Origin of the sequence: Streptomyces sp. NPDC012835, from assembly GCF_042900885.1 — a bacterium.
Classification (GTDB): domain Bacteria; phylum Actinomycetota; class Actinomycetes; order Streptomycetales; family Streptomycetaceae; genus Streptomyces.
In genome coordinates, this window is sequence record NZ_JBIBBW010000009.1 from 172,387 (window position 1) to 192,665 (window position 20,279).

Consider the following 20,279-nt stretch of genomic DNA (forward strand, 5'->3'; position numbering starts at 1 on the left):
GCCGGGTGGACAGGACCTCGTGCTGCTCCACTCTCCAGTGGACCCTTCCGTACTGGTCAACGCCAGGCGAGCGGTACGGGTTCCCCGGGCGCGTCCGGGCGGGGGCGCGGGGGCGTGCGGCCCCCGCGCCCTCGGCGTCAGAAGAGGCCGGATCCGGCGAAGCGCAGCACCAGCTGGGGCGCTCCGGAGAGCACGATCCCGGCTACGGCCGTCAGGGCGATGGCGACGGTGAGGGCGGGCGCCGGGGCGGCGGAGACGGCCGGGACGGTGGTCCCCGCGGGAGCGCTGTCCTCGGGGGCCGGGAGGGTCTCGGGGGCCGGGCGTGCGTCGGAGGTGCGGAAGAGGAGGGCCGTCCACCGCAGGTAGTAGGAGAGCGCGATCACGACGTTGACGGCCATGACGACGGCCAGCCAGCCGAGGCCCGCGTCGACGGCGGAGGAGAAGACGGTGACCTTGGCGAACAGGCCGATGACGCCCGGGGGCAGTCCGGCCAGGCAGAGCAGGAAGAAGGCCATCGCGAGGGCGGCGAAGGGCCGTCGCGCGTACAGGCCCCGGTAGTCGCTGACGCGGTTGAGGCGGTGCGTACGGGCCACCAGGGCGACGACGGCGAAGGCGCCGAAGTTCACGACGGCGTACATCAGGGCGTACGCGACGGTGGAGCCGATCCGCCGCTCGCCCGCGTATCCGGCGGACGCGATCGGCACCAGGAGGTAGCCCGCCTGTCCCACGGACGACCAGGCGAGGAGCCGTACCGCGCTCCACGCGCGGGTGGCGGACTGCCGCAGCGCGGCCACATTGCCGACGGTCATGGTGAGCGCGGCGAGGACCGCGAGGAGCGGGCCCCACACCGTCCCGTACGAGGGGAAAGCGACGACGGCCACCAGGATGAGCCCCGAGAAACCGACCGCCTTCCCCACGACGGAGAGATACGCGGCGATGGGCAGGGGCGCGCCGACATAGGTGTCGGGGACCCAGAAGTGGAACGGCGCGGCGGCCGTCTTGAACGCGAAGCCGACGAGCGTGAGGGCCACACCCGCCTTGGCGAGCGTCTCCAGCGGGCCGGACACGTCGTACAGCCGCTCGGCGATCTCGCCGAGGTGCAGGGTGCCGGTGGCGGCGTAGACGAAGCTGACGCCCAGCAGCATCACCGCGGTCGCGGTGACCGAGGAGAGGAAGAACTTCAGGGCGGCTTCGGAGGAGCGCCGGTCACCGCGCCTGAGCCCGACGAGGGCGAAGGCGGGCAGGGAGGCGACTTCGAGGGCGACGACCAGGGTGGCGAGGTCCCGGGAGGCGGGCAGCAGGGCCGCGCCGGCGGCCGAGGCGAGCAGCAGGAACCAGTACTCCCCTACGGGGAGTTCCCTGGTGTCCGCGAGCGAGAGCAGGACGGTGAGCAGCGCTCCGCCGAGCACCAGTGCCTGGACGACCAGGGCGAAGGGGTCGGCGGTGTAGCTGCACACGTCGGCGTTGGTGGTGAGGCAGAACGTCCGGTGGCCGCCGTCGCGCAGCGGTACGAGCGCCAGGAGCGCGAGGACGAGACCGGCGACGGCGATCCCGCCGAGCAGGGGTTTGCGGCGGGCCGGTACGAAGAGGTCGGCGACCAGGACGATCAGGGCGACCGCCGCCGTGATGGTGGGGGGCGCGATGGCCCGCCAGTCGACGGACTGGACGAGGCTGGCGGCGCTCTCGGCGGCCACGGTCACGACTTGCCTCCTGCGAGGAGCTTCTGCACGGCCGGGTCGGTGAGGCCGAGGAGGACCGCGGGCCAGAGGCCGGCGATGACGGTCAGAGCGACGAGCGGGGACCAGGAGGCGATCTCGTAGGTCCGGATGTCGGCGAATCCGACCGCCGCGCGCCGCTGCCCGGCTCCGGGGAGCGGCGCGGCCGCCGGCGCGGGTCCGGATTCCGGTTCCGGTCGCGCCGTCGGCTCCGTCCCGGCCGTCTGCTCCGGCTCGACCGGCCGCACGCCCATGCACACGCGGCGTACGACGATCAGAAGGTAGGCGGCGGTGAGGAGCGTGCCGAACCCGGCGATGGCCATGAAGGTGAGGAAGGCGGGACGGCTGAGCCCTTCCGCCGGGTCGAACGCGCCGAACATGGTGAGCATCTCGCCCCAGAACCCGGCCAGTCCCGGCAGTCCGAGGGAGGCGACGGCGGCGAAGGCGAGCAGCCCGCCGAGGCGGGGCGCGCGGCCGTAGAGCGCGGCGCCCGTCGCCCCGGCGAGGGTGTCGAGGTCGGCGGTGCCGTAGCGGTCCTTGAGGGCTCCGACCAGGAAGAACAGCAGGCCGGTGATGAGCCCGTGGGCGACGTTGGCGAACAGCGCGCCGTTGACTCCGGTGGGGGTCATGGTCGCGATGCCGAGCAGCACGAAGCCCATGTGGCCGACGGACGAGTAGGCGATCAGGCGCTTGAGGTCGCCGCCCGCGCCCTCCTTGGCCAGCGCGAGGCAGGCCAGGGAGCCGTAGATGATCCCGGCGACCGCGAGGGCCGCGAGGTAGGGGGCGAAGGTGCGCATCCCGTCGGGGGCGACCGGAAGGACGATACGGACGAAACCGTACGTTCCCATCTTGAGCAGCACCCCGGCGAGGAGTACGGAGCCGACGGTCGGGGCAGCGGTGTGGGCGTCCGGCAGCCAGCTGTGCAGCGGCCACATCGGCGTCTTCACCGCGAGTCCGAGACCGATCGCGAGAACGGCGGTGACCTGCACGGACGTACTGAGTCCAGCGCCGTTGTCAGTGGCGAGTGCCACCATGTCGAATGTGCCCGCCTTCAGCCCGATGAGGAGGAGGCCGAGCAGCATGACCACGGAGCCGAGCAGGGTGTAGAGGATGAACTTCAGGGCGGCGGCCTGCCTGCCGCCCGGGACGCCTTCCGATCCGCCCCAGCGGGCGATCAGGAAGTACATCGGGATCAGCACCATCTCGAAGGCGAGGAAGAAGAGGAGCAGATCGAGGACGGCGAAGGTCGCGAGTGTGCCGGACTCCAGGACGAGGAGGAGCACGACGAACGCCTTGGGCGAGGGGCCCGTCGGCATCTTGAAGTAGCTGTACAGCGCGCAGAGGAAGGTCAGCAGCGCGGTCAGGACCAGAAGGGGGAGGGAAATGCCGTCCACACCGAGGTGGATCCGCACGTTGAGTGCCGCGATCCAGCTGATGTCCGTGGTGGCCTGCATCCTGGACGCGTGGTCGCGGTCGAAGCCGAGGGCCAGGACGATCGTGGCGACGAGGACCGCTCCGGTCACGGTGACGCCGTGGCGCAGCACCGCCTGGTCGGGGTTCTTGCCCCGGAGCCCCGGCGGGGCCGGCAGCAGCGCGGCGACGGCGCCGACGAGCGGCCCGACGAGGATCAGCGCGAGAAGGAACTGCATCACGGATTCACTGATATCGATCACGGCTCACGCTCCGGCGGCGACGAGTACGGCGGCGATCGCCAGGACGACGGAGCCGGCGAGCAGGGCGCTGAGGTAGGTCTGCACATTGCCGGTCTGCGCGCGGCGCACGAGGGCTCCGAGGCCGCGCGCACCGGTTCCCGCGCCGCGTACGTAGGTGTCGACGACCTCGCGGTCCAGGAAGCGGACCAGTCGGGCCGCCGCCAGTACGGGTCGTACGAACAGCTGGTGGTAGACGGCGTCGAGACGGAAGCCGGCCGCCGCGTGGCGGTGTAGCGGTCCCAGCAGGAGCCGGCCGGGGTCGGCCGGGTCGGCGGCGGCCGAGACGGAGCCGTAGATCCGGGTGTGGTTCTCCATCGCCTCCCTCTCCGCGAGCGCGGGCTCGGCGTCGGGGTGGGCGACGACGGCCCCCATGGGGACACGGGCGGCCAGCGCCGTGGTGTGGCGCCAGCCGGCGTAGGTGACCAGGCCGCCGACGAGGGCGACCCCGGTGGACAGGACGGAGGTGGTGAGGTTCGGAGCGAGGCTGTGTCCGTCGAACCAGTCGGCGAGATATCCCACGGCCAGCCCCAGGGCGAGGGAGGGGATGGCGAGCACCCACAGAACGGTGTTCATGGTGAGCGGCTGCCTGCCGTGGTCGGGCGCCTCGGCGCCGCGGCCCCGGAAGGCGAGCAGCCAGAGGCGGGTGGCGTAGGCGGCGGTGAGCAGGGCCGTCAGCAGGCCGGCCACGAGCACCGTCCAGCCGGCGGCTCCGGGGGCGGCGCCGGACGGGTCGAGCGCCGTGTGTTCGGCGGCGACCAGGACGGACTCCTTGGAGAAGAAGCCAGCGAAGGGAGGGATCGCGGCCAGCGCCAGCAGGGCGACGGTCATCGTCCAGTAGGCGTCGGGGATGCGCTTGGGCAGCCCGCTCATCCGGGACATCGTGGCGAGGGAGTTGGTGCCGGCCGCGTGGATGACCACACCGGCGCCGAGGAAGAGGAGGGCCTTGAACGCGCCGTGCGAGACGAGATGGAAGACGGCCGCGCCCCGGTCGCCCACGGCCAGGGCGCCCGCCATGTAGCCGAGCTGGCCGATGGTCGAGTAGGCGAGGACCCGTTTGATGTCGTCCTGGGCCAGGGCGGCGAGCGCCGAGCCGACCATGGTGATCGCCGCCATCACCGCCAGCACCACCAGGGCCGCCGCCGAGGCGGTGAACACGGGAAGGAGCCGGGCCACGAAGTAGATACCGGCGGTGACCATCGTCGCGGCGTGGATCAGCGCGGAGACGGGCGTGGGGCCCGCCATCGCGTCGGGCAGCCAGGTGTGCAGCGGGAACTGCGCGGACTTGCCCGCCACTCCGGCGAGCAGCAGCAGGGCGATCAGGGTGGGGTGGTCGAGGCCGCCGTCGGCGACGGTCTTCAGGATGCCGGTGATCCGGAACGTACCGGCCTCGGAGGCGAGGGCGAACAGCCCGATGAGGAAGGGGACATCACCGAGTTTGGTGACCAGGAACGCCTTGAGGGAGGCCGCGCGCGCCTCGGGGGTCTCCCAGTAGTGGCCGACGAGGAAGTACGAGCAGATGCCCATGATCTCCCAGCCGACCAGCAGCACCATCAGGTCGCCGGAGTAGACGACGAGCAGCATCGCGGAGGTGAAGAGGGAGACGAGGGCCGCGTACGACGGATAGCGCGCGTCGCCGCGCAGATAGCCGGTCGAGTAGATCTGCACACAGGAGGCGACGACACCGACGAGGACGGCGACCAGGGCCGCGAAGCCGTCGATGTGCAGGGCGAGGTCGACGGGGACCGAGCCGGTCGGGGTGAGCCGGGTCGCGGCGTCCAGCGGCGGTGTGCCGTCACCCGCGCCGCCGCCCTGGCGTACGGCCACGGCGACGGCGAACGCGGCGGCGGCCAGGGTCGGCAGGACGGCCAGGGGACGGACGAACCCGGGGGCGGTGCGCCCGAGCAGCAGACCGCTCACGGCGCCGAGGAACGGCAGGAGGGGGACGAGGACGGCGAGGGTCGTGGTGGTCACGCGGTGGCCTCAGCCTTCTTGGCCGGAGCACCGGTCTCCGCCGGGCCCTCGGGGTCGTGCGGGGCATCGGGGTCGTGCGGGGCGTCGGGGCCCTCTGCGTTGTCGTCGTCGGGGCCCTCGGCGTTGTCGCGGAGGCTGTCGATGTCCGAGGTGCCGCGGTTGCGGTAGACCATCAGGACGATCGCCAGACCGATGCCGATCTCGGCCGCCGCGATGGCGATGACGAAGAGGGTGAGGGACTGGCCGGTGTGCAGGGTGTCGCGGAGCCAGACGTCGAAGGCGACGAGGTTGAGGTTGACGGCGTTGAGCATCAGCTCGACGGACATCAGGACCAGGATCGCGTTGCGGCGCGCGAGCACTCCGTACAGTCCGACGCAGAACAGCAGGGCCGCGAGTACGGCGGGATAGGCGAGATGCATCAGCGCTGCTCCTTGTCGCCGCCGCTGTTCTTGCGGGAGAGGACGATCGCGCCGACGAGCGCCGCCAGCAGGAGCACGGACAGCGCCTCGAAGGGCAGCACCCAGTTCCGGAAGAGGAACTGGCCGGAGACCTCGGTGGAGCCCTGCGCGGGCCCGTCCAGGTCGATCCAGGTCGCGCGGAAGGCGTCCACGACCACCCAGACCAGGCAGACGGCGGAGACGGCGGCCACCGCGACGGCGGCGGGGCGGTTGCCCGAATCGGCGTCGGGCGAGCGGCCGATGGGCGCCTTGGTCAGCATCAGCCCGAAGAGCAGGAGGACCACCACGGAACCGACGTAGATCAGGACCTGCACCCAGGCGATGAACTCCGCCGTCAGCAGCAGGTACTCGACGGCCAGCCCGCCGAGCGCCACCACCAGCCAGAGGGCGGCGTGCACCAGTTGTCTGGTCGTGACGGTCACCAGGGCCGCGCCGAGGGTCACCAGGCCGACCAGGACGAAGGCGATCTCGACGCCGGCCGGTGACAGGAACCCGGGTCCGGCGGCGTCCGGGGCGGCGGTCATCAGGGTCACTGCGCCGTTCACTCCCCGGCCTCCCGATCCGTCGGCGGCTCGGCGGCGGCACCGGAGGCGGCGGCCGCAGCTTCCGCCGCCTCCGCCGCCTCCGCCGCCGCCGCCGCCGCCGCGAGCTTGTCGGCCGTCTTGCGGGCCGCGCCCAGCTCCTTCGGCTCCTCGGCGCCCGGGTCGAGCGCGGGCGGGGCGGGCACCGTCCACATCCACTCGCGGAGCTTGTCCCGCTCGTGGGTGAGTTCGAGGATGTCCGTCTCCGCGTACTCGAACTCCGGTGACCAGAACAGCGCGTCGAAGGGGCAGACCTCGATGCAGATCCCGCAGTACATGCAGAGGGCGAAGTCGATGGCGAACCGGTCGAGGACGTTACGGCTGCGCTCACGGCCGCCCGGGGCGGCGGCGGGCACCGTCTCCTTGTGGGAGTCGATGTAGATGCACCAGTCGGGGCACTCCCGGGCGCAGAGCATGCAGACCGTGCAGTTCTCCTCGAACAGCCCGATCACCCCGCGGGTGCGGGGCGGCAGTTCGGGCTGGTGTTCCGGGTACTGCGCGGTGACGGTCTTTTTCGTCATCGTCCGCAGGGTGACGGCCAGGCCCTTGGCGAGGCCCGATCCGGGGATGGGGGACATCTAGCTGATCGCCACCTTCACGATGCCGGTGAGCGCGATCTGCGCCAGTGCGAGCGGGATGAGTACGGTCCAGGCGAGTTTCTGCAACTGGTCCTCGCGCAGGCGCGGGTAGCTCACCCGCAGCCAGATCACGACGAAGGCGAGGACCGCGGTCTTCAGCAGGGTCCAGACCCAGCCGAGGCCGTCGCCGCCGAACGGACCGTGCCAGCCTCCGAGGAAGAGGACGGTGGTCAGGCCGCACAGAACGACGATGCCCGCGTATTCGGCGAGCAGGAACAGCGCGAAGCGCAGCCCCGTGTACTCGGTGTAGGCGCCGAAGATGATCTCGGAGTCGGCCACCGGCATGTCGAAGGGCGGGCGCTGGAGTTCGGCGAGTCCGGCCACGAAGAAGACCAGCGCGCCGATGATCTGCCAGGGCAGCCACCACCACGCGAACGCGTCGAGGATGCCGTGCAGGGAGACGGTGCCGGCCGCCATCGCGACGGAGGCGGCGGCGAGCAGCATCGGCAGCTCGTACGCGAGGAGCTGCGCGGCGGTGCGCAGACCGCCGAGGAGCGAGAACTTGTTGGCCGAGGCCCAGCCCGCCATCAGCGAGCCCAGTACGCCGACCCCCATCACCGCGAGCACGAAGAAGATGCCCGCGTCGACGGCCTGGCCGACCGCGCCCTCGCCCCGGCCGACCGGGATGACGAGCACGACGAGCAGGTACGGCAGGAGGGAGACGGCCGGGGCGAGCTGGAAGACGCGGCGGTCGGCGTCGGCCGGGACCACGTCCTCCTTCTGTACGAACTTCACCCCGTCGGCGACGAGCTGCGCCCAGCCGTGGAAGCCGCCCGCGTGCATGGGTCCGAGACGGCCCTGCATATGGGCCATCACCTTGTGTTCGGCCTGCCCGACCACGAGCGGGACCACCATGAACACCGCGAAGACGATGACCAGCCGGAGGGCGACGTCGAGTACGTCGTTCACGCGTCTCCTTCGGGGCGGCGGTCGTTCTCGGGACGGTCGGTCGCGGAACGGTCGGTCGCGGGACGGTCGCTCTCGGAACGGTCGGTCGCGGGGCCGTCGCTCTCGGAACGGTCGGCGGCGGGACCGGTCGGCGCCGGATCTGTCGGGCCGGGCTCGGCCGGGGGCGTATCGGCGGGGGCTGGCTCGGCCGGAGCGGGGGCGGGTTCCGTCACGGGCGCCGGCTTCTCCGCCGGTTTCTCCGCCGATGTCTCCGCCGGCTTCTCCACCGGAGCGGGTGTCCCACCCTTCTCCGCCGGAGCGGGTGTCCCACCGCTCTCCTCGCTCCCCTCCGCCGCCGGGCGTGGCGCGCGCCAGGGCGCGTCCGCCGGCTGGTGCCGCTGCTGGCTCGCCGAACCCTCCGAGACGCTGCGCGCGCGGCGGGCCGGACGCTCAGCACCGGCACCACCGGCACCACCGGCAGCGCCCCCGGCACGGGCCCCGCGTGCCGGGCGGGCCGGGGCGGGCGGCAGCTGGCCCTTGAGGGGTCCCCACTCGTTCGGGTCGGGCACGCCGGGCGGCAGCATCTGGCGCCGCTTCGGGCCGCCGTGCCCGGCGCCCGCCGCGGGCTCGCCCGGCTCCTTCGCACCGGGCCACGCCTTGGCGACCCGGGCCGCGAGGACGAAGTCCTTGCGCAGCGGATGCCCTTCGAATTCCTCGGGAAGCAGCAGGTGGACCAGGTTCGGGTGGCCGGTGAAGACGATGCCGAACATCTCGTACGTCTCGCGCTCGTGCCAGTCCGCGCCCGCGTAGACCCCGGTGGCCGTCGGCAGGGTGGCCGCCTCGTGCGGCACGGTCGTACGGACCAGCAGACGACGTACCGTGCCGGCCTCAAGGGCGGCGACATGGGCGCAGACGCGGAAGCCCGTGCCGGGTTCATCGACCGCGCTCAGCCAGTCGAAGTAGGTGCAGCCCAGTGCGGAGCGGGCGGTTTCGAGGGCGGTGAGCCAGGAGTCGGCGGGGACGTCGACCGTCATGAGGTCGTAGGCCAGTTCGGCCGTGGCGCCCTCGCCGAAGATGTCGGCGGCGGCGTCCGGGAGCCGGTCGTGGGCGTTCACGGGGCGGTCCCCCCACCCGGCGCCGGCGGCGGCGCGATCAGGCCGCTGCTCAGGGCGGCGGCCGAGGGGCGGCCGGCGGCGGCGTAGCGCTCGCCGAGCGACTCGCGGGCGATCTTCTCCTGGAGTTTCAGGATGCCCTGGAGCAGCGCCTCGGGGCGCGGCGGGCAGCCGGGGACGTAGACGTCGACGGGGATGATCTGGTCGACGCCCTTCGTCACTGAGTAGGAGTCCCAGTACGGGCCGCCGCAGTTGGAGCAGGCGCCGAAGGAGATCACGTACTTCGGCTCGGGCATCTGCTCGTAGAGCCGCTTCACGGCGGGCGCCATCTTGTCGGTGACGGTGCCGGACACGACCATCAGGTCGGCCTGGCGCGGGCCGGGCGCGAAGGGGATGACGCCGAGCCGGATGAAGTCGTGCCGGGCCATGGAGGCGGCGATGAACTCGATGGCGCAGCAGGCGAGTCCGAAGTTGAAGACCCAGAGGCTGTAGCGGCGGCCCCAGTTGAGGACCACCTTCATGGGCTCGGGGGCCAGCCGGGAGAGCACGCCGAGTTTCGGCTCGGGCAGCGGTACGGGGGCGGACCGGGCCACCGGCGTCCCTGGGGACGCGGGCGCGGCCACGGTGCCGGGGGTGGCGGCGGAGCCGGGGGTCACGTCCATTCCAGGACGCCCTTCTTCCATGCGTAGAGCAGTCCTACGGCCAGGAAGCCGAGGAAGATGAACATCTCGACGAGGGTCGTCGCGCCGTATCCCGGGGCCGCGAAGACGGTCGCCCACGGGAACAGGAAGATCGAGTCGACCGCGAAGATCACATAGAGGAACGCGTAGACGTAGTAGCGGACCTGCGTGTGCGCCCAGCCCTCGCCGACGGGGTCGACACCGCATTCGTACGTGAGCAGTTTCTCCGGCGTCGGCACCACCGGCCGCAGCAGTCGTCCCGCTCCGAAGGCCACGGCGACGAACAGCGCCCCGACGACCGCGAGCAGTCCGACCACCGAATAGCTCTGGAAGTAGTCCGACGCGAGAACGGTCGGTTGCGACACGTCCGCCCCTCGCTCCCTGACCTCGTAGCAACTTCATCGGCTTCTTCGACGATCTGTACGCACCGGAGTCTAGGCCCTGTTAAAGAAGTGGTAAGCAGTCGCGTCTCGGCCAAGGGGTGAGCAGGGGCACACAGGGGGGGGTAGCCCCATGTCGCCCGCACCGAGCCACCCCATGGCGTACGGCACCCCCGCCGGGCACGCTGGATCCTTATGAGCGTGAGCAGACCCGTGAACAGCAGCCTCCCCGGCGACGACCGGCCCCCGCCCGTGCGCTTCGGCTACGACCGGCACACGTGGAAGGAGGTCGCGCATCTTCTGACGAACTTCCCGGTGGCGCTGCTCGGTTTCCTGTACGCCGTCGTCACGGTCTCCACCGGGGTGGGGCTGTCGGTCACGGTGATCGGTCTGCCGTGGCTCGTGTGCGGTCTGGCCGGAGCCCGGTGGCTCGGCCGCTGGGAGCGTGCGCGGGCGCGGGCGCTGCTGGGGGTACGGATCGACGAGCCGAGTCCGTTGTACGGAAAGAGCCGGGGGCGCGGGCGGGGCGCGGGGCGGCGTACCGAGGGGGTGCTGAGCCGGGTGTGGACCGGGCTGAAGGATCCGGTGGCCTGGCGGACGCTGCTGTACTCGTTCATCCGGTTGCCCTGGGGGGTGGTGACGTTCGCGGTGACTCTGGTGGGGCTGCTCGTGCTGTGGCCGGTGCTGCCGTATCTGGTGCGCGGCCTCACCCAGGCCGACCGGGCGATGGTGCGCGGGCTGCTGTCGCCCTCGGACGAGCTGGAGCGGCGCATCGCCGAGCTGGAGTCGGACCGGGGCGTGGTGGTGGACACGGCGGCGGCCGACCTGCGCCGCATCGAACGCGATCTGCACGACGGGGCCCAGGCCAGGCTGGTGGCCCTCGCCATGGGACTGGGGCTGGCGAAGGAGAAGCTGCTGGAGGACCCGGAGGCGGCGGCAGCGATGGTCGACGAGGCGCACGGCGAGGTCAAGCTCGCGCTCCAGGAGCTGCGCGACCTCGCGCGCGGCATCCATCCCGCCGTCCTCACCGACCGGGGGCTCGACGCGGCGCTCTCCTCCATCGCCTCGCGCTGCACCGTACCGGTGCGGGTGACGGTGGATCTGGCCGGGCGGCCCGCCGAGGCGATCGAGGGCATCGCGTACTTCACCGTCTCCGAGCTGCTCCAGAACGTCAGCAAGCACAGCGGGGCGCGGAGCGCAGCCGTCGACGTGTGGCGCACGGACGACCGGCTGATGCTCCAGGTCACGGACGACGGGCGGGGCGGCGCGCGGCTGGACGGCGGTACGGGGATGTCCGGGCTGGCCGAGCGGCTGGGCGCGGTCGACGGTCTCTTCGTACTGGACTCCCCGGCCGGCGGCCCGACGGTCGTCACGGCGGAACTGCCGTGGCGCGAGCGCGACCGGACCTGACGGGCCCCGGGCGGGCGCCCGGTGGCTCCGGGGGTGGGGAAAACCCCAGGGCGAAGAGGGCGACCGGCCTCATGGTGCGCGGGGGCGGCGCCCCGGCAGCATGGACGGCAGCGGAGGGGGCGGCCCCAGGGGCACCTCCCGATCGCCCGGCACCGCATCCCTGATCACGCGCTCCCGGTCTCCGACCGACGGACCGCCCGCCTTCCCCGCTGCCCCGCCTTACCCGCCTTCCCCGCCTTCCTCGCTTCCTCGCTTCCAGAACGGACGACACCGATGGCCACGGATCACGCGTCGCAACCGCGCCCCCGTCTCCTCCCCCAGGTCCTGCGCGCGCCGGTCGAGGGGCGTGCCTGGCGGGAGTTGGGCTATGTGCTGCTGAGCCTGCCGATCAGCACGGTCCTGTTCGCTTACGCGATCACGATGATCTCGTTGAGCGCCGGGCTGCTGGTCACCTTCATCGGCATACCGCTCCTGGCGGTCGGGCTGATCGGCTGCCGGGGGTTCGGCGCGCTGGAGCGGGCCAGGGCGCGGGAGCTGCTGCGGGTCGAGGTGGCGACTCCGGCGCCGGCCCGGGGCGGGAAGAGCGGGCTGATGCCGTGGATCGGCGCGGTGCTCAAGAGCGGGGCGTCCTGGCGCCATCTGATGTACGCGGTACTGCACTTCCCGTGGGCGGTGTTCGCCTTCTCGGTGGCGGTGACGTTCTGGTCCGTCGGCTGGGCGCTGTTCCTCTATCCGCTGTGGCAGTGGGTGTTCCCCGAGAACTCCGGGCCCTCGGGCATCGCGCTGTTCTCCGACGGACAGGGCCATCAGATCTATCTCGACACCCCGTTCGACATCGCCGCCACCAGCGCCGTGGGGCTGGTGTTCGTCCTCGCCTCCCCCTGGCTGATCCGCGGTCTGACCACGGTGGACCGGGTCCTGGTCGTCGGGTTGCTCGGCCCTTCGCTGCTGGCCGGCCGGGTCTCGGAGCTGGAGTCGGACCGGGGTGTGGTGGTGGACACGGCGGCGGCCGACCTGCGCCGCATCGAACGCGATCTGCACGACGGGGCCCAGGCCAGGCTGGTGGCCCTCGCCATGGATCTGGGGCTGGCGAAGGAGAAGCTGCTGGAGGACCCGGAGGCGGCGGCGCGCATGGTGGACGAGGCGCACGGCGAGGTGAAGGTGGCCCTCCGGGAGCTGCGCGACCTCGCGCGCGGCATCCATCCCGCCGTCCTCACCGACCGGGGGCTCGACGCGGCGCTCTCCTCCCTCGCCTCGCGCTGCACCGTACCGGTACGGGTGGAGGTCGACCTGCCGGGCAGGCCGGCGGCGGCGATCGAGGGCATCGCGTACTTCACCGTCTCCGAGCTGCTCCAGAACGTCAGCAAGCACGCCCGGGCGAGCCGCGCCTCGGTGGACGTGTGGCACACGGAGGGCCGGCTGATGCTCCAGGTCACGGACGACGGCCGGGGCGGGGCCGACATCGCGGCCGGCACCGGGCTCGCCGGGCTCGCGGAGCGGCTGGACGCGGTGGACGGCGTCCTGGTCGTGGACTCCCCGGCCGGCGGCCCGACGACGGTCACGGCGGAGCTGCCCTGGCGCGGCTGAGCACCCGGCGCCGCCCCGTCGAACCGTGACCGGCACCCGTCACCGCCCCGCGCCCCGCGGCGCCCGCCCCGCGCGCCCAGGTCCGTACCGCGCCCCGGGTCCGTACCGCGCCCCACGCGCGTACCGCGCGCCCCCTCGTCCGCGCGCCCGATACCCGGAGGGTGGGCGCGCGGCGATCGTGATGCTGCGATGCTGGAGTCCACGGGTGCCCCACCGGGGCGCCGCGGGGACGGGACGGATTGCGGCAGTGGGGGCTTCGGATCACATGAGGGACAAGGACGACAGAGTGCGGGTGGTCATAGCCGAGGACTCGGTGCTGCTCAGGGAGGGCCTGACCAGGCTGCTCACCGACCGCGGGCACGAGGTGGTCGCCGGGGTGGGGGACGGCGAGGCGCTGGTCAGGACCGTCGGCGAGCTGGCGGACCGGGGCGAGCTGCCGGACGTGGTGGTCGCGGACGTACGGATGCCGCCGACCCACACCGACGAGGGCGTACGGGCGGCGGTGCGGCTGCGCAAGGAGCACCCCGGGGTCGGGGTGCTGGTGCTGTCGCAGTACGTCGAGGAGCAGTACGCCACCGAGCTGCTGGCCGCGAGCAGCCGGGGCGTGGGCTATCTGCTGAAGGACCGGGTCGCGGAGGTCAGGGAGTTCGTGGACGCCGTGGTCCGGGTCGCCGGGGGCGGTACGGCCCTGGACCCCGAGGTGGTGGCCCAGCTGCTCGGGCGCAGCCGTAAACAGGACGTACTCGCCGGACTGACGCCGCGCGAGCGGGAGGTGCTGGGGCTGATGGCGGAGGGCCGGACGAACTCGGCGGTCGCGAAGCAGCTGGTGGTGAGCGACGGCGCGGTCGAGAAGCACGTCAGCAACATCTTCCTGAAGCTCGGCCTCTCCCCCAGCGTCGGCGACCACCGCCGGGTGCTGGCGGTCCTGACCTATCTGAAGTCCTGACGCGTCCCAGGTCCGGCGTATCCGGAATACCCGACCCGTCCGAAGTCCCGAAGCCGTGAAGTTCCGGCCCCGAAGTCCAGAAGCCCCGGCACGGGCGGACCAGAAGCCCTAGAACTAAAGGATGAGAGCACAACCGCTCACTTCCAGGGCCTAGACAACTGCAAATCATGACAAATTGGTGCGCCGGGGCGTCTCAAAACGATGTCCACCATTCGACCGGTCAAGGGAAGGCGACCCTTACCGACGTAGGGTGGCCTCCGGGACCGCCGGGCGGCCGGCCGGTCCCGAGCCGCCGCCTCGAAGGAGGTCCAGTTCAGTGACCAGCCAGGTCAGTAGCCCGGCCGAGCAGGCCGATGAGGCCGACGACGCGAGTGAGCACGACCGCGCCGTCGGTGAACAGCGCGCCGAGCGGCGCGACCCCGCACGAGAGGGTACGGGCGAGAAGGAGGTCCGCCGTCTCGACCGGGTGATCATCCGTTTCGCAGGCGACTCGGGCGACGGGATGCAGCTGACGGGTGACCGGTTCACCTCGGAGACGGCGTCGTTCGGGAATGACCTGTCGACCCTGCCGAACTTCCCCGCCGAGATCCGGGCGCCCGCAGGGACCCTGCCGGGCGTGTCCTCGTTCCAGCTGCACTTCGCGGACCACGACATCCTCACGCCGGGTGACGCGCCGAACGTGCTGGTCGCGATGAATCCGGCCGCGCTGAAGGCCAACATCGCCGATGTGCCGCGCGGCGCCGAGATCATCGTGAACACCGACGAGTTCACCAAGCGCCCGATGGCCAAGGTCGGCTATCTGACCTCGCCCCTCGAAGACGGCTCGCTCGACGCGTACCAGGTCCACCCGGTGCCGCTGACGACGCTGACGATCGAGGCGCTCAAGGAGTTCGGGCTCTCCCGCAAGGAGGCCGAGCGCAGCAAGAACATGTTCGCGCTCGGGCTGCTGTCGTGGATGTACCACCGGCCGACGGAGAGCACGGAGCGCTTCCTGCGCGCCAAGTTCGCCAAGAAGCCGCAGATCGCCGAGGCGAACGTGGCCGCGTTCCGCGCGGGCTGGAACTTCGGCGAGACGACCGAGGACTTCGCGGTCAGCTACGAGGTGGCCCCGGCCGGTTCCGCGTTCCCGACCGGCACCTACCGCAACATCTCGGGGAACCTGGCGCTCTCCTACGGTCTGATCGCCGCCGGCCACCAGGCGGACCTGCCGCTGTACCTCGGCTCGTACCCGATCACCCCGGCCTCGGACATCCTGCACGAGCTGTCCAAGCACAAGAACTTCGGCGTACGGACCTTCCAGGCCGAGGACGAGATCGCCGCCATCGGGGCGGCGCTGGGCGCGGCCTTCGGCGGTTCGCTCGCCGTCACCACCACCTCGGGCCCCGGGGTTGCGCTCAAGTCGGAGACGATCGGGCTCGCGGTCTCGCTGGAGCTGCCGCTGCTCGTCGTCGCCATCCAGCGCGGCGGCCCCTCCACCGGGCTGCCCACCAAGACGGAGCAGGCCGACCTGCTCCAGGCGATGTACGGGCGCAACGGCGAGGCCCCCGTCCCGGTGGTCGCGCCGCGCACCCCGGCGGACTGCTTCGACGCGGCCCTGGACGCCGCCCGGATCGCGCTGACCTACCGCACCCCGGTCTTCCTGCTCTCCGACGGTTACCTCGCCAACGGCTCCGAGCCCTGGCGGATCCCGGAGACCGAGGAACTGCCCGATCTGCGGGTCCGGTTCGCCACCGGCCCCAACCACCAACTGGCCGACGGCACCGAGGTGTTCTGGCCGTACAAGCGCGACCCGCAGACCCTGGCCCGCCCGTGGGCCGTGCCCGGGACGCCCGGTCTCGAACACCGGATCGGCGGCATCGAGAAGCAGGACGGCACGGGCAACATCTCGTACGACCCGGCCAACCACGACTTCATGGTGCGTACCCGCCAGGCCAAGATCGACGGAATCCAGGTGCCCGATCTGGACGTGGACGACCCGGACGGCGCCCGCACCCTGGTGCTGGGCTGGGGTTCCACGTACGGGCCGATCACCGCCGCCGTACGCCGGCTCCGCAAGGACTCCGTCCGGATCGCCCAGGCACATCTGCGCCATCTCAACCCCTTCCCGCGCAATCTCGGGGAGGTGCTGAGCCGCTACGACAAGGTCGTGGTGCCGGAGATGAACCTCGGCCAGCTCGCCACGATGCTCAGAGCCAAGTACCTGGTGGACGCCCACTCGTACAACCAGGTCAACGGCATGCCGTTCAAGGCCGAACAGCTCGCCACGGCCCTCAAGGAGGCCATCGATGCCTGACACGACGACCTCGGCGATCACCAACGAGCTGCTGACGCTGGTCCCCCGGGCCGAGGCCAAGCAGTCCATGAAGGACTTCAAGTCCGACCAGGAGGTCCGCTGGTGCCCCGGCTGCGGTGACTACGCGGTGCTCGCCGCCGTCCAGGGCTTCATGCCGGAACTCGGCCTCGCCAAAGAGAACATCGTGTTCGTCTCCGGCATCGGCTGCTCCTCCCGCTTCCCGTACTACATGAACACCTACGGGATGCACTCGATCCACGGCCGCGCGCCGGCCATCGCCACCGGGCTCGCCACCTCGCGCCGGGACCTGTCCGTCTGGGTCGTGACCGGCGACGGCGACGCGCTCTCCATCGGCGGCAACCACCTGATCCACGCGCTGCGCCGAAACGTCAATCTGAAGATCCTTCTGTTCAACAACCGGATCTACGGACTGACCAAGGGCCAGTACTCCCCCACCTCCGAGGTCGGGAAGATCACCAAGTCGACGCCGATGGGCTCGCTCGACGCGCCCTTCAACCCGGTGTCGCTGGCGATCGGCGCGGAGGCGTCGTTCGTGGCCCGTACGGTCGACTCGGACCGCAAGCACCTCACCGAGGTGCTGCGGCAGGCGGCCGAGCACCCGGGCACGGCGCTGGTGGAGATCTACCAGAACTGCAACATCTTCAACGACGGCGCCTTCGAGGTCCTCAAGGACAAGGACCAGGCGGCGGAGGCCGTGATCCGGCTGGAGCACGGGCAGCCGATCCGCTTCGGCACCGACGGCGCCAAGGGTGTCGTACGGGACCGCGCCACCGGCGACCTGGAGGTGGTCGCCGTGACGCCCGAGAACGAGGCGGACATCCTGGTCCACGACGCGCACGCGGCAAGCCCCACCACCGCGTTCGCGCTGTCGCGGCTCGCCGACGCCGACACGCTGCACCACACGCCCATCGGGGTGCTGCGGAGCGTGGAGCGGCCCGTCTACGACACGCTGATGTCTGACCAGCTGGACGCGGCGGTCGAGCGGCACGGCAAGGGCGACCTGTCGAGCGTGCTGGCGGGCGGCGACACCTGGACCGTCGTCGGCTGAGACGCGCCGGAAGTTCCCCCGAGGCCCGGACCTCCTGTCCTGTCAGGAGGTCCGGGCCTTTGGCCTGTCAGGAGGTCCGGGCCTTGTCGTCGGCGCGGGGCCGCGCATGGGCGCCATCGGTGCCTGCCGCTCCGTCGGCACGGGCGCGCGTCTCGTCGTACGCCTGCCGCGCCCGGAACACCTCGTCGAGCCGCCGCTCGGTCCAGCGCGCCAGCCCCCACACCTGCTCGGCGGCCTCCCGGCCCAGACCGGTGAGGCTGTAGTCGACGCGCGGCGGGATGACGGGCCTGGCGTCACGGTGGACGAAACCGTCGCGCTCCAGCGTGCGCAGGGTCTGCGCGAGCATCTTCTCGCTGACGCCGCCGACCTCGCGGCGCAGCTCGCTGAAGCGGTACGGGCGCTCCAGCAGCGCGGCGAGCACCAGCACGCCCCAGCGGCTCGTCACGTGCTCCAGAACCAGCCGGGAGGGGCACATCGCCCGGTTGACGTCAGGTATCGGACCGCCGCTCACGTTCATTCCAGTACCTTACTTCAAAGTGGGTACTTTCGATTGGTTAGTGTGCGTCGTAGGGTGAGCGGCAGAGCGCAACGAATCCCAGCGAATACGCACGAACTGGAGAATCCCCCCATGAGCATCGTCGTCACCGGAGCCACCGGACACCTCGGCCGTCTCGTCGTGGAAGCCCTGCTGGCCGCCGATGTCCCGGCCGACGGCATCGCCGCCGCCGTACGGAACAAGGACAGGGCCGCGGATCTCGGGGCGCTCGGCGTGGAGCTGCGGACCGCCGACTACAGCCGCCCCGAGACGCTGAAGGACGCCTTCAGGTCCGGCGACCGCGTCCTGCTGGTCTCCGGCAGCGAGGTCGGGCAGCGGGTGGCGCAGCACACCGCCGTCGTCGAGGCCGCGAAGGAGGCGGGGGTGGCGCAGCTCGCGTACACCGGCGTCCTGGGCGGCCCCGAGGCCGATTTCGAGCTGGCCGCCGAGCACAAGGTCACCGAGCAGCTGATCCTGGACTCCGGGCTGCCGTACACCTTCCTGCGCAACGGCTGGTACACCGAGAACTACACGGACAACCTCGCCCCGGTGCTGGAGCACGGCGCCGTCGTGGCGGCCGCGGGCACCGGCCGGGTCGCCTCGGCGACGCGCGCGGACTACGCGGCGGCGGCCGCCGCCGTACTGACCGGCGAGGGGCACCTCGGCAAGGCGTACGAGCTGAGCGGCGACACGGCGTGGTCCTTCGAGGAGTACGCGGCCGAGCTGTCCCGGCAGACCGGTCGCACGATCGTCTACAACGACGTGCCGGCCGAGACGCTCCTCTCCATCCTCACCGGGGCGGGCCTGCCGGAGCCGTTCGCCGCGATCCTGGTGGACGTGGACGCGGCGATCGGGCGCGGCCGGCTCGCCGCCACACCCGGTGACCTGGCACGACTGATCGGCCGCCCGACCACCCCGCTCGCGGAGTCGGTGGCCCGGGCCGTCAAGGGCTGACACCACCAGCACGACGCTCTCCCGGCGTCATGACCGTATGACGATACGAACATGACATCCCGACCCGCGCGGCGCTACCTTCATCGAGGATTCGCATGTCCCGACGGGGACGGCGCGCGTGGGACGGGGAGGGCCGAGTGAAGACGGACGGCGAACAGCGGACAGGACTGCTGTACGGGGTCGGTGCCTATGTCATGTGGGGGCTGGTGCCGCTCTTCTGGCCGCTCCTCCAGCCGGCCGAGGCGATGGAGATCCTCGCCCACCGGATGGTCTGGTCGCTGGGCGTCGTCGTGATCGCCCTGCTGGCGCTGCGCCGCTGGGGCTGGATACGGGAGCTGCTGCGGCAGCCGCGCAAGATCGCGCTGATCGCCGTGGCGGCCTCCACGATCACCGTCAACTGGGGCGTCTACATCTGGGCCGTCAACTCCGGCCGGGTCGTGGAAGCGTCCCTCGGGTACTTCATCAATCCGCTGGTGACCATCGCCCTGGGTGTCCTGCTGCTCAAGGAGCGGCTGCGGGCGGCCCAGTGGGCGGCGGTCGGCATCGCCGTCGTCGCGGTGCTGGTCCTCGCTCTCGGATACGGGCGACCGCCGTGGATCTCACTGGTCCTCGCCTGCTCGTTCGCGACGTACGGACTGTTCAAGAAGAAGATCAACCTCGGCGGGCTGGAGTCGCTGGCGGCCGAGACGGCGGTGCTGTTCCTGCCCGCGCTCGGCTATCTGGTGTGGCTGAGCGCGACCGGCGCGGCCACGATGGGCTCGCAGGGCCCGGGCCATGTGGCCCTGCTCGCCAGCACGGGCCTGGTCACCGCGGTGCCGCTGATCTGCTTCGGCGCGGCGGCCATCCGCGTGCCGCTGTCGATGCTCGGGCTGCTCCAGTATCTGGCTCCGGTCTTCCAATTCCTGCTGGGCATCACGTACTTCCACGAGGCGATGCCGGCCGAGCGCTGGGCCGGATTCTCGCTGGTCTGGCTGGCGCTGACGATCCTGACCTGGGACGCGCTGCGCACGGCCCGCCGCAACCGGGGCGAGGCGCTGCGGCTGGCGGCGCGGGCCGCGCGGCGGACGGCAGCGGAGCAGGCGCGAGGGCAGGGGCAGGGGCAGGAGCAGGAGCAGGGGCAGGGGCGGGGGCAGGGGCAGGCGCGAAGGCAGGGGCAGGAACGGGGGCAGGAGGCGGCCCCGGTCGCCGCGCCGTCGCCGGAGCCCCGCGCCTGACCCGGCGGCGGGGGGCGGGCGGGTCCCCATCCGTGCGGCCCGGCCGCTGTTCGGTCAGCGGACACCGGTGACCGGTTAAGGCTCTTGACGGGGGGTCAAGCTCTCGTTGACCATTCAGCACGCCGCATCCGCACGT

At 71.8% G+C, this 20,279-nt stretch carries 18 protein-coding genes; 7 read left to right on the top strand and 11 right to left on the bottom strand.

The genetic code is table 11. The annotated features are described in order from the left end of the window. Positions 1-137: 137 nt before the first annotated feature. Genes ACFY6S_RS29670 through ACFY6S_RS29715 form a run of 10 tightly spaced genes read right to left on the bottom strand, consistent with a single transcriptional unit; the run spans position 138 to position 10,120 of the window. The gene (locus tag ACFY6S_RS29670; RefSeq protein ID WP_388828186.1) at positions 138-1,700 is read right to left on the bottom strand and encodes an NADH-quinone oxidoreductase subunit N; all 1,563 of its coding nucleotides are present in this window, start codon (positions 1,698-1,700) and stop codon (positions 138-140) included. Next, on the bottom strand, positions 1,697-3,364 hold the full coding sequence (locus ACFY6S_RS29675) for a NuoM family protein (protein ID WP_388828579.1): 1,668 nt from the start codon (positions 3,362-3,364) through the stop codon (positions 1,697-1,699). Before ACFY6S_RS29675 ends, ACFY6S_RS29670 begins: the two co-directional genes overlap by 4 nt. Before the next feature lie 27 nt (positions 3,365-3,391). Then, positions 3,392-5,398: an NADH-quinone oxidoreductase subunit L gene (locus ACFY6S_RS29680; protein ID WP_388828189.1), complete on the bottom strand. Its 2,007-nt coding sequence runs from the start codon at positions 5,396-5,398 to the stop codon at positions 3,392-3,394. After that, the gene (gene nuoK / locus ACFY6S_RS29685) at positions 5,395-5,817 is read right to left on the bottom strand and encodes an NADH-quinone oxidoreductase subunit NuoK (protein ID WP_388828192.1); all 423 of its coding nucleotides are present in this window, start codon (positions 5,815-5,817) and stop codon (positions 5,395-5,397) included. Before nuoK ends, ACFY6S_RS29680 begins: the two co-directional genes overlap by 4 nt. After that, entirely contained in the window at positions 5,817-6,380 is a 564-nt protein-coding gene (locus tag ACFY6S_RS29690) for an NADH-quinone oxidoreductase subunit J (RefSeq protein ID WP_388828582.1), read from the bottom strand. The genes nuoK and ACFY6S_RS29690 overlap by 1 nt, the downstream gene beginning before the upstream one ends. Before the next feature lie 17 nt (positions 6,381-6,397). Further along, positions 6,398-7,015, bottom strand: coding sequence for a NuoI/complex I 23 kDa subunit family protein (locus ACFY6S_RS29695; protein ID WP_388828195.1), 618 nt, complete (start codon positions 7,013-7,015; stop codon positions 6,398-6,400). Then, positions 7,016-7,984, bottom strand: coding sequence for an NADH-quinone oxidoreductase subunit H (locus ACFY6S_RS29700; protein WP_388828198.1), 969 nt, complete (start codon positions 7,982-7,984; stop codon positions 7,016-7,018). Then, positions 7,981-9,078, bottom strand: coding sequence for an NADH-quinone oxidoreductase subunit C (locus ACFY6S_RS29705; RefSeq protein ID WP_388828201.1), 1,098 nt, complete (start codon positions 9,076-9,078; stop codon positions 7,981-7,983). The genes ACFY6S_RS29700 and ACFY6S_RS29705 overlap by 4 nt, the downstream gene beginning before the upstream one ends. Further along, the gene (locus tag ACFY6S_RS29710; RefSeq protein WP_388828204.1) at positions 9,075-9,737 is read right to left on the bottom strand and encodes an NADH-quinone oxidoreductase subunit B; all 663 of its coding nucleotides are present in this window, start codon (positions 9,735-9,737) and stop codon (positions 9,075-9,077) included. Before ACFY6S_RS29710 ends, ACFY6S_RS29705 begins: the two co-directional genes overlap by 4 nt. Continuing rightward, positions 9,728-10,120 (bottom strand): NADH-quinone oxidoreductase subunit A, encoded by a 393-nt coding sequence (locus ACFY6S_RS29715; RefSeq protein ID WP_329067296.1) that lies wholly within the window; start codon positions 10,118-10,120, stop codon positions 9,728-9,730. The genes ACFY6S_RS29710 and ACFY6S_RS29715 overlap by 10 nt, the downstream gene beginning before the upstream one ends. 210 nt (positions 10,121-10,330) lie before the next feature. Between ACFY6S_RS29715 and ACFY6S_RS29720 the strand changes: the two genes are divergently transcribed. From ACFY6S_RS29720 to ACFY6S_RS29740, 5 genes are all read left to right on the top strand, one after another. Next, positions 10,331-11,545, top strand: coding sequence for a sensor histidine kinase (locus tag ACFY6S_RS29720; RefSeq protein WP_388828207.1), 1,215 nt, complete (start codon positions 10,331-10,333; stop codon positions 11,543-11,545). Between the two features lie 273 nt (positions 11,546-11,818). Continuing rightward, a complete protein-coding gene (locus ACFY6S_RS29725) occupies positions 11,819-13,132 on the top strand; it encodes a sensor histidine kinase (RefSeq protein ID WP_388828210.1) in 1,314 nt (437 codons plus the stop codon). Positions 13,133-13,418: 286 nt separating this feature from the next. Further along, positions 13,419-14,078, top strand: a complete 660-nt coding sequence (locus ACFY6S_RS29730; protein ID WP_388828585.1) for a response regulator — start codon at positions 13,419-13,421, stop codon at positions 14,076-14,078. A gap of 316 nt (positions 14,079-14,394) precedes the next feature. Further along, positions 14,395-16,371, top strand: a complete 1,977-nt coding sequence (locus ACFY6S_RS29735) for a 2-oxoacid:acceptor oxidoreductase subunit alpha (RefSeq protein ID WP_388828213.1) — start codon at positions 14,395-14,397, stop codon at positions 16,369-16,371. Further along, positions 16,364-17,440 carry a 2-oxoacid:ferredoxin oxidoreductase subunit beta gene (locus tag ACFY6S_RS29740; RefSeq protein ID WP_388828216.1) on the top strand — a complete coding sequence of 359 codons (1,077 nt, stop codon included), beginning with the start codon at positions 16,364-16,366 and terminating at the stop codon, positions 17,438-17,440. The genes ACFY6S_RS29735 and ACFY6S_RS29740 overlap by 8 nt, the downstream gene beginning before the upstream one ends. A gap of 67 nt (positions 17,441-17,507) precedes the next feature. Here the strand turns inward: ACFY6S_RS29740 and ACFY6S_RS29745 are convergent, their stop codons facing one another. Then, positions 17,508-17,957 (bottom strand): winged helix-turn-helix transcriptional regulator, encoded by a 450-nt coding sequence (locus ACFY6S_RS29745; RefSeq protein ID WP_388828219.1) that lies wholly within the window; start codon positions 17,955-17,957, stop codon positions 17,508-17,510. Positions 17,958-18,068: 111 nt separating this feature from the next. On the opposite strand from ACFY6S_RS29745, the gene ACFY6S_RS29750 reads away from it, so the two are divergent. Both ACFY6S_RS29750 and rarD read left to right on the top strand, forming a co-directional pair. Then, on the top strand, positions 18,069-18,929 hold the full coding sequence (locus tag ACFY6S_RS29750) for an SDR family oxidoreductase (RefSeq protein ID WP_388828222.1): 861 nt from the start codon (positions 18,069-18,071) through the stop codon (positions 18,927-18,929). Positions 18,930-19,066: 137 nt separating this feature from the next. Then, complete coding sequence (rarD, locus tag ACFY6S_RS29755) at positions 19,067-20,143, top strand: EamA family transporter RarD (protein WP_388828225.1); 1,077 nt, start codon at positions 19,067-19,069, stop codon at positions 20,141-20,143. The last annotated feature ends 136 nt before the right edge of the window (positions 20,144-20,279 follow it).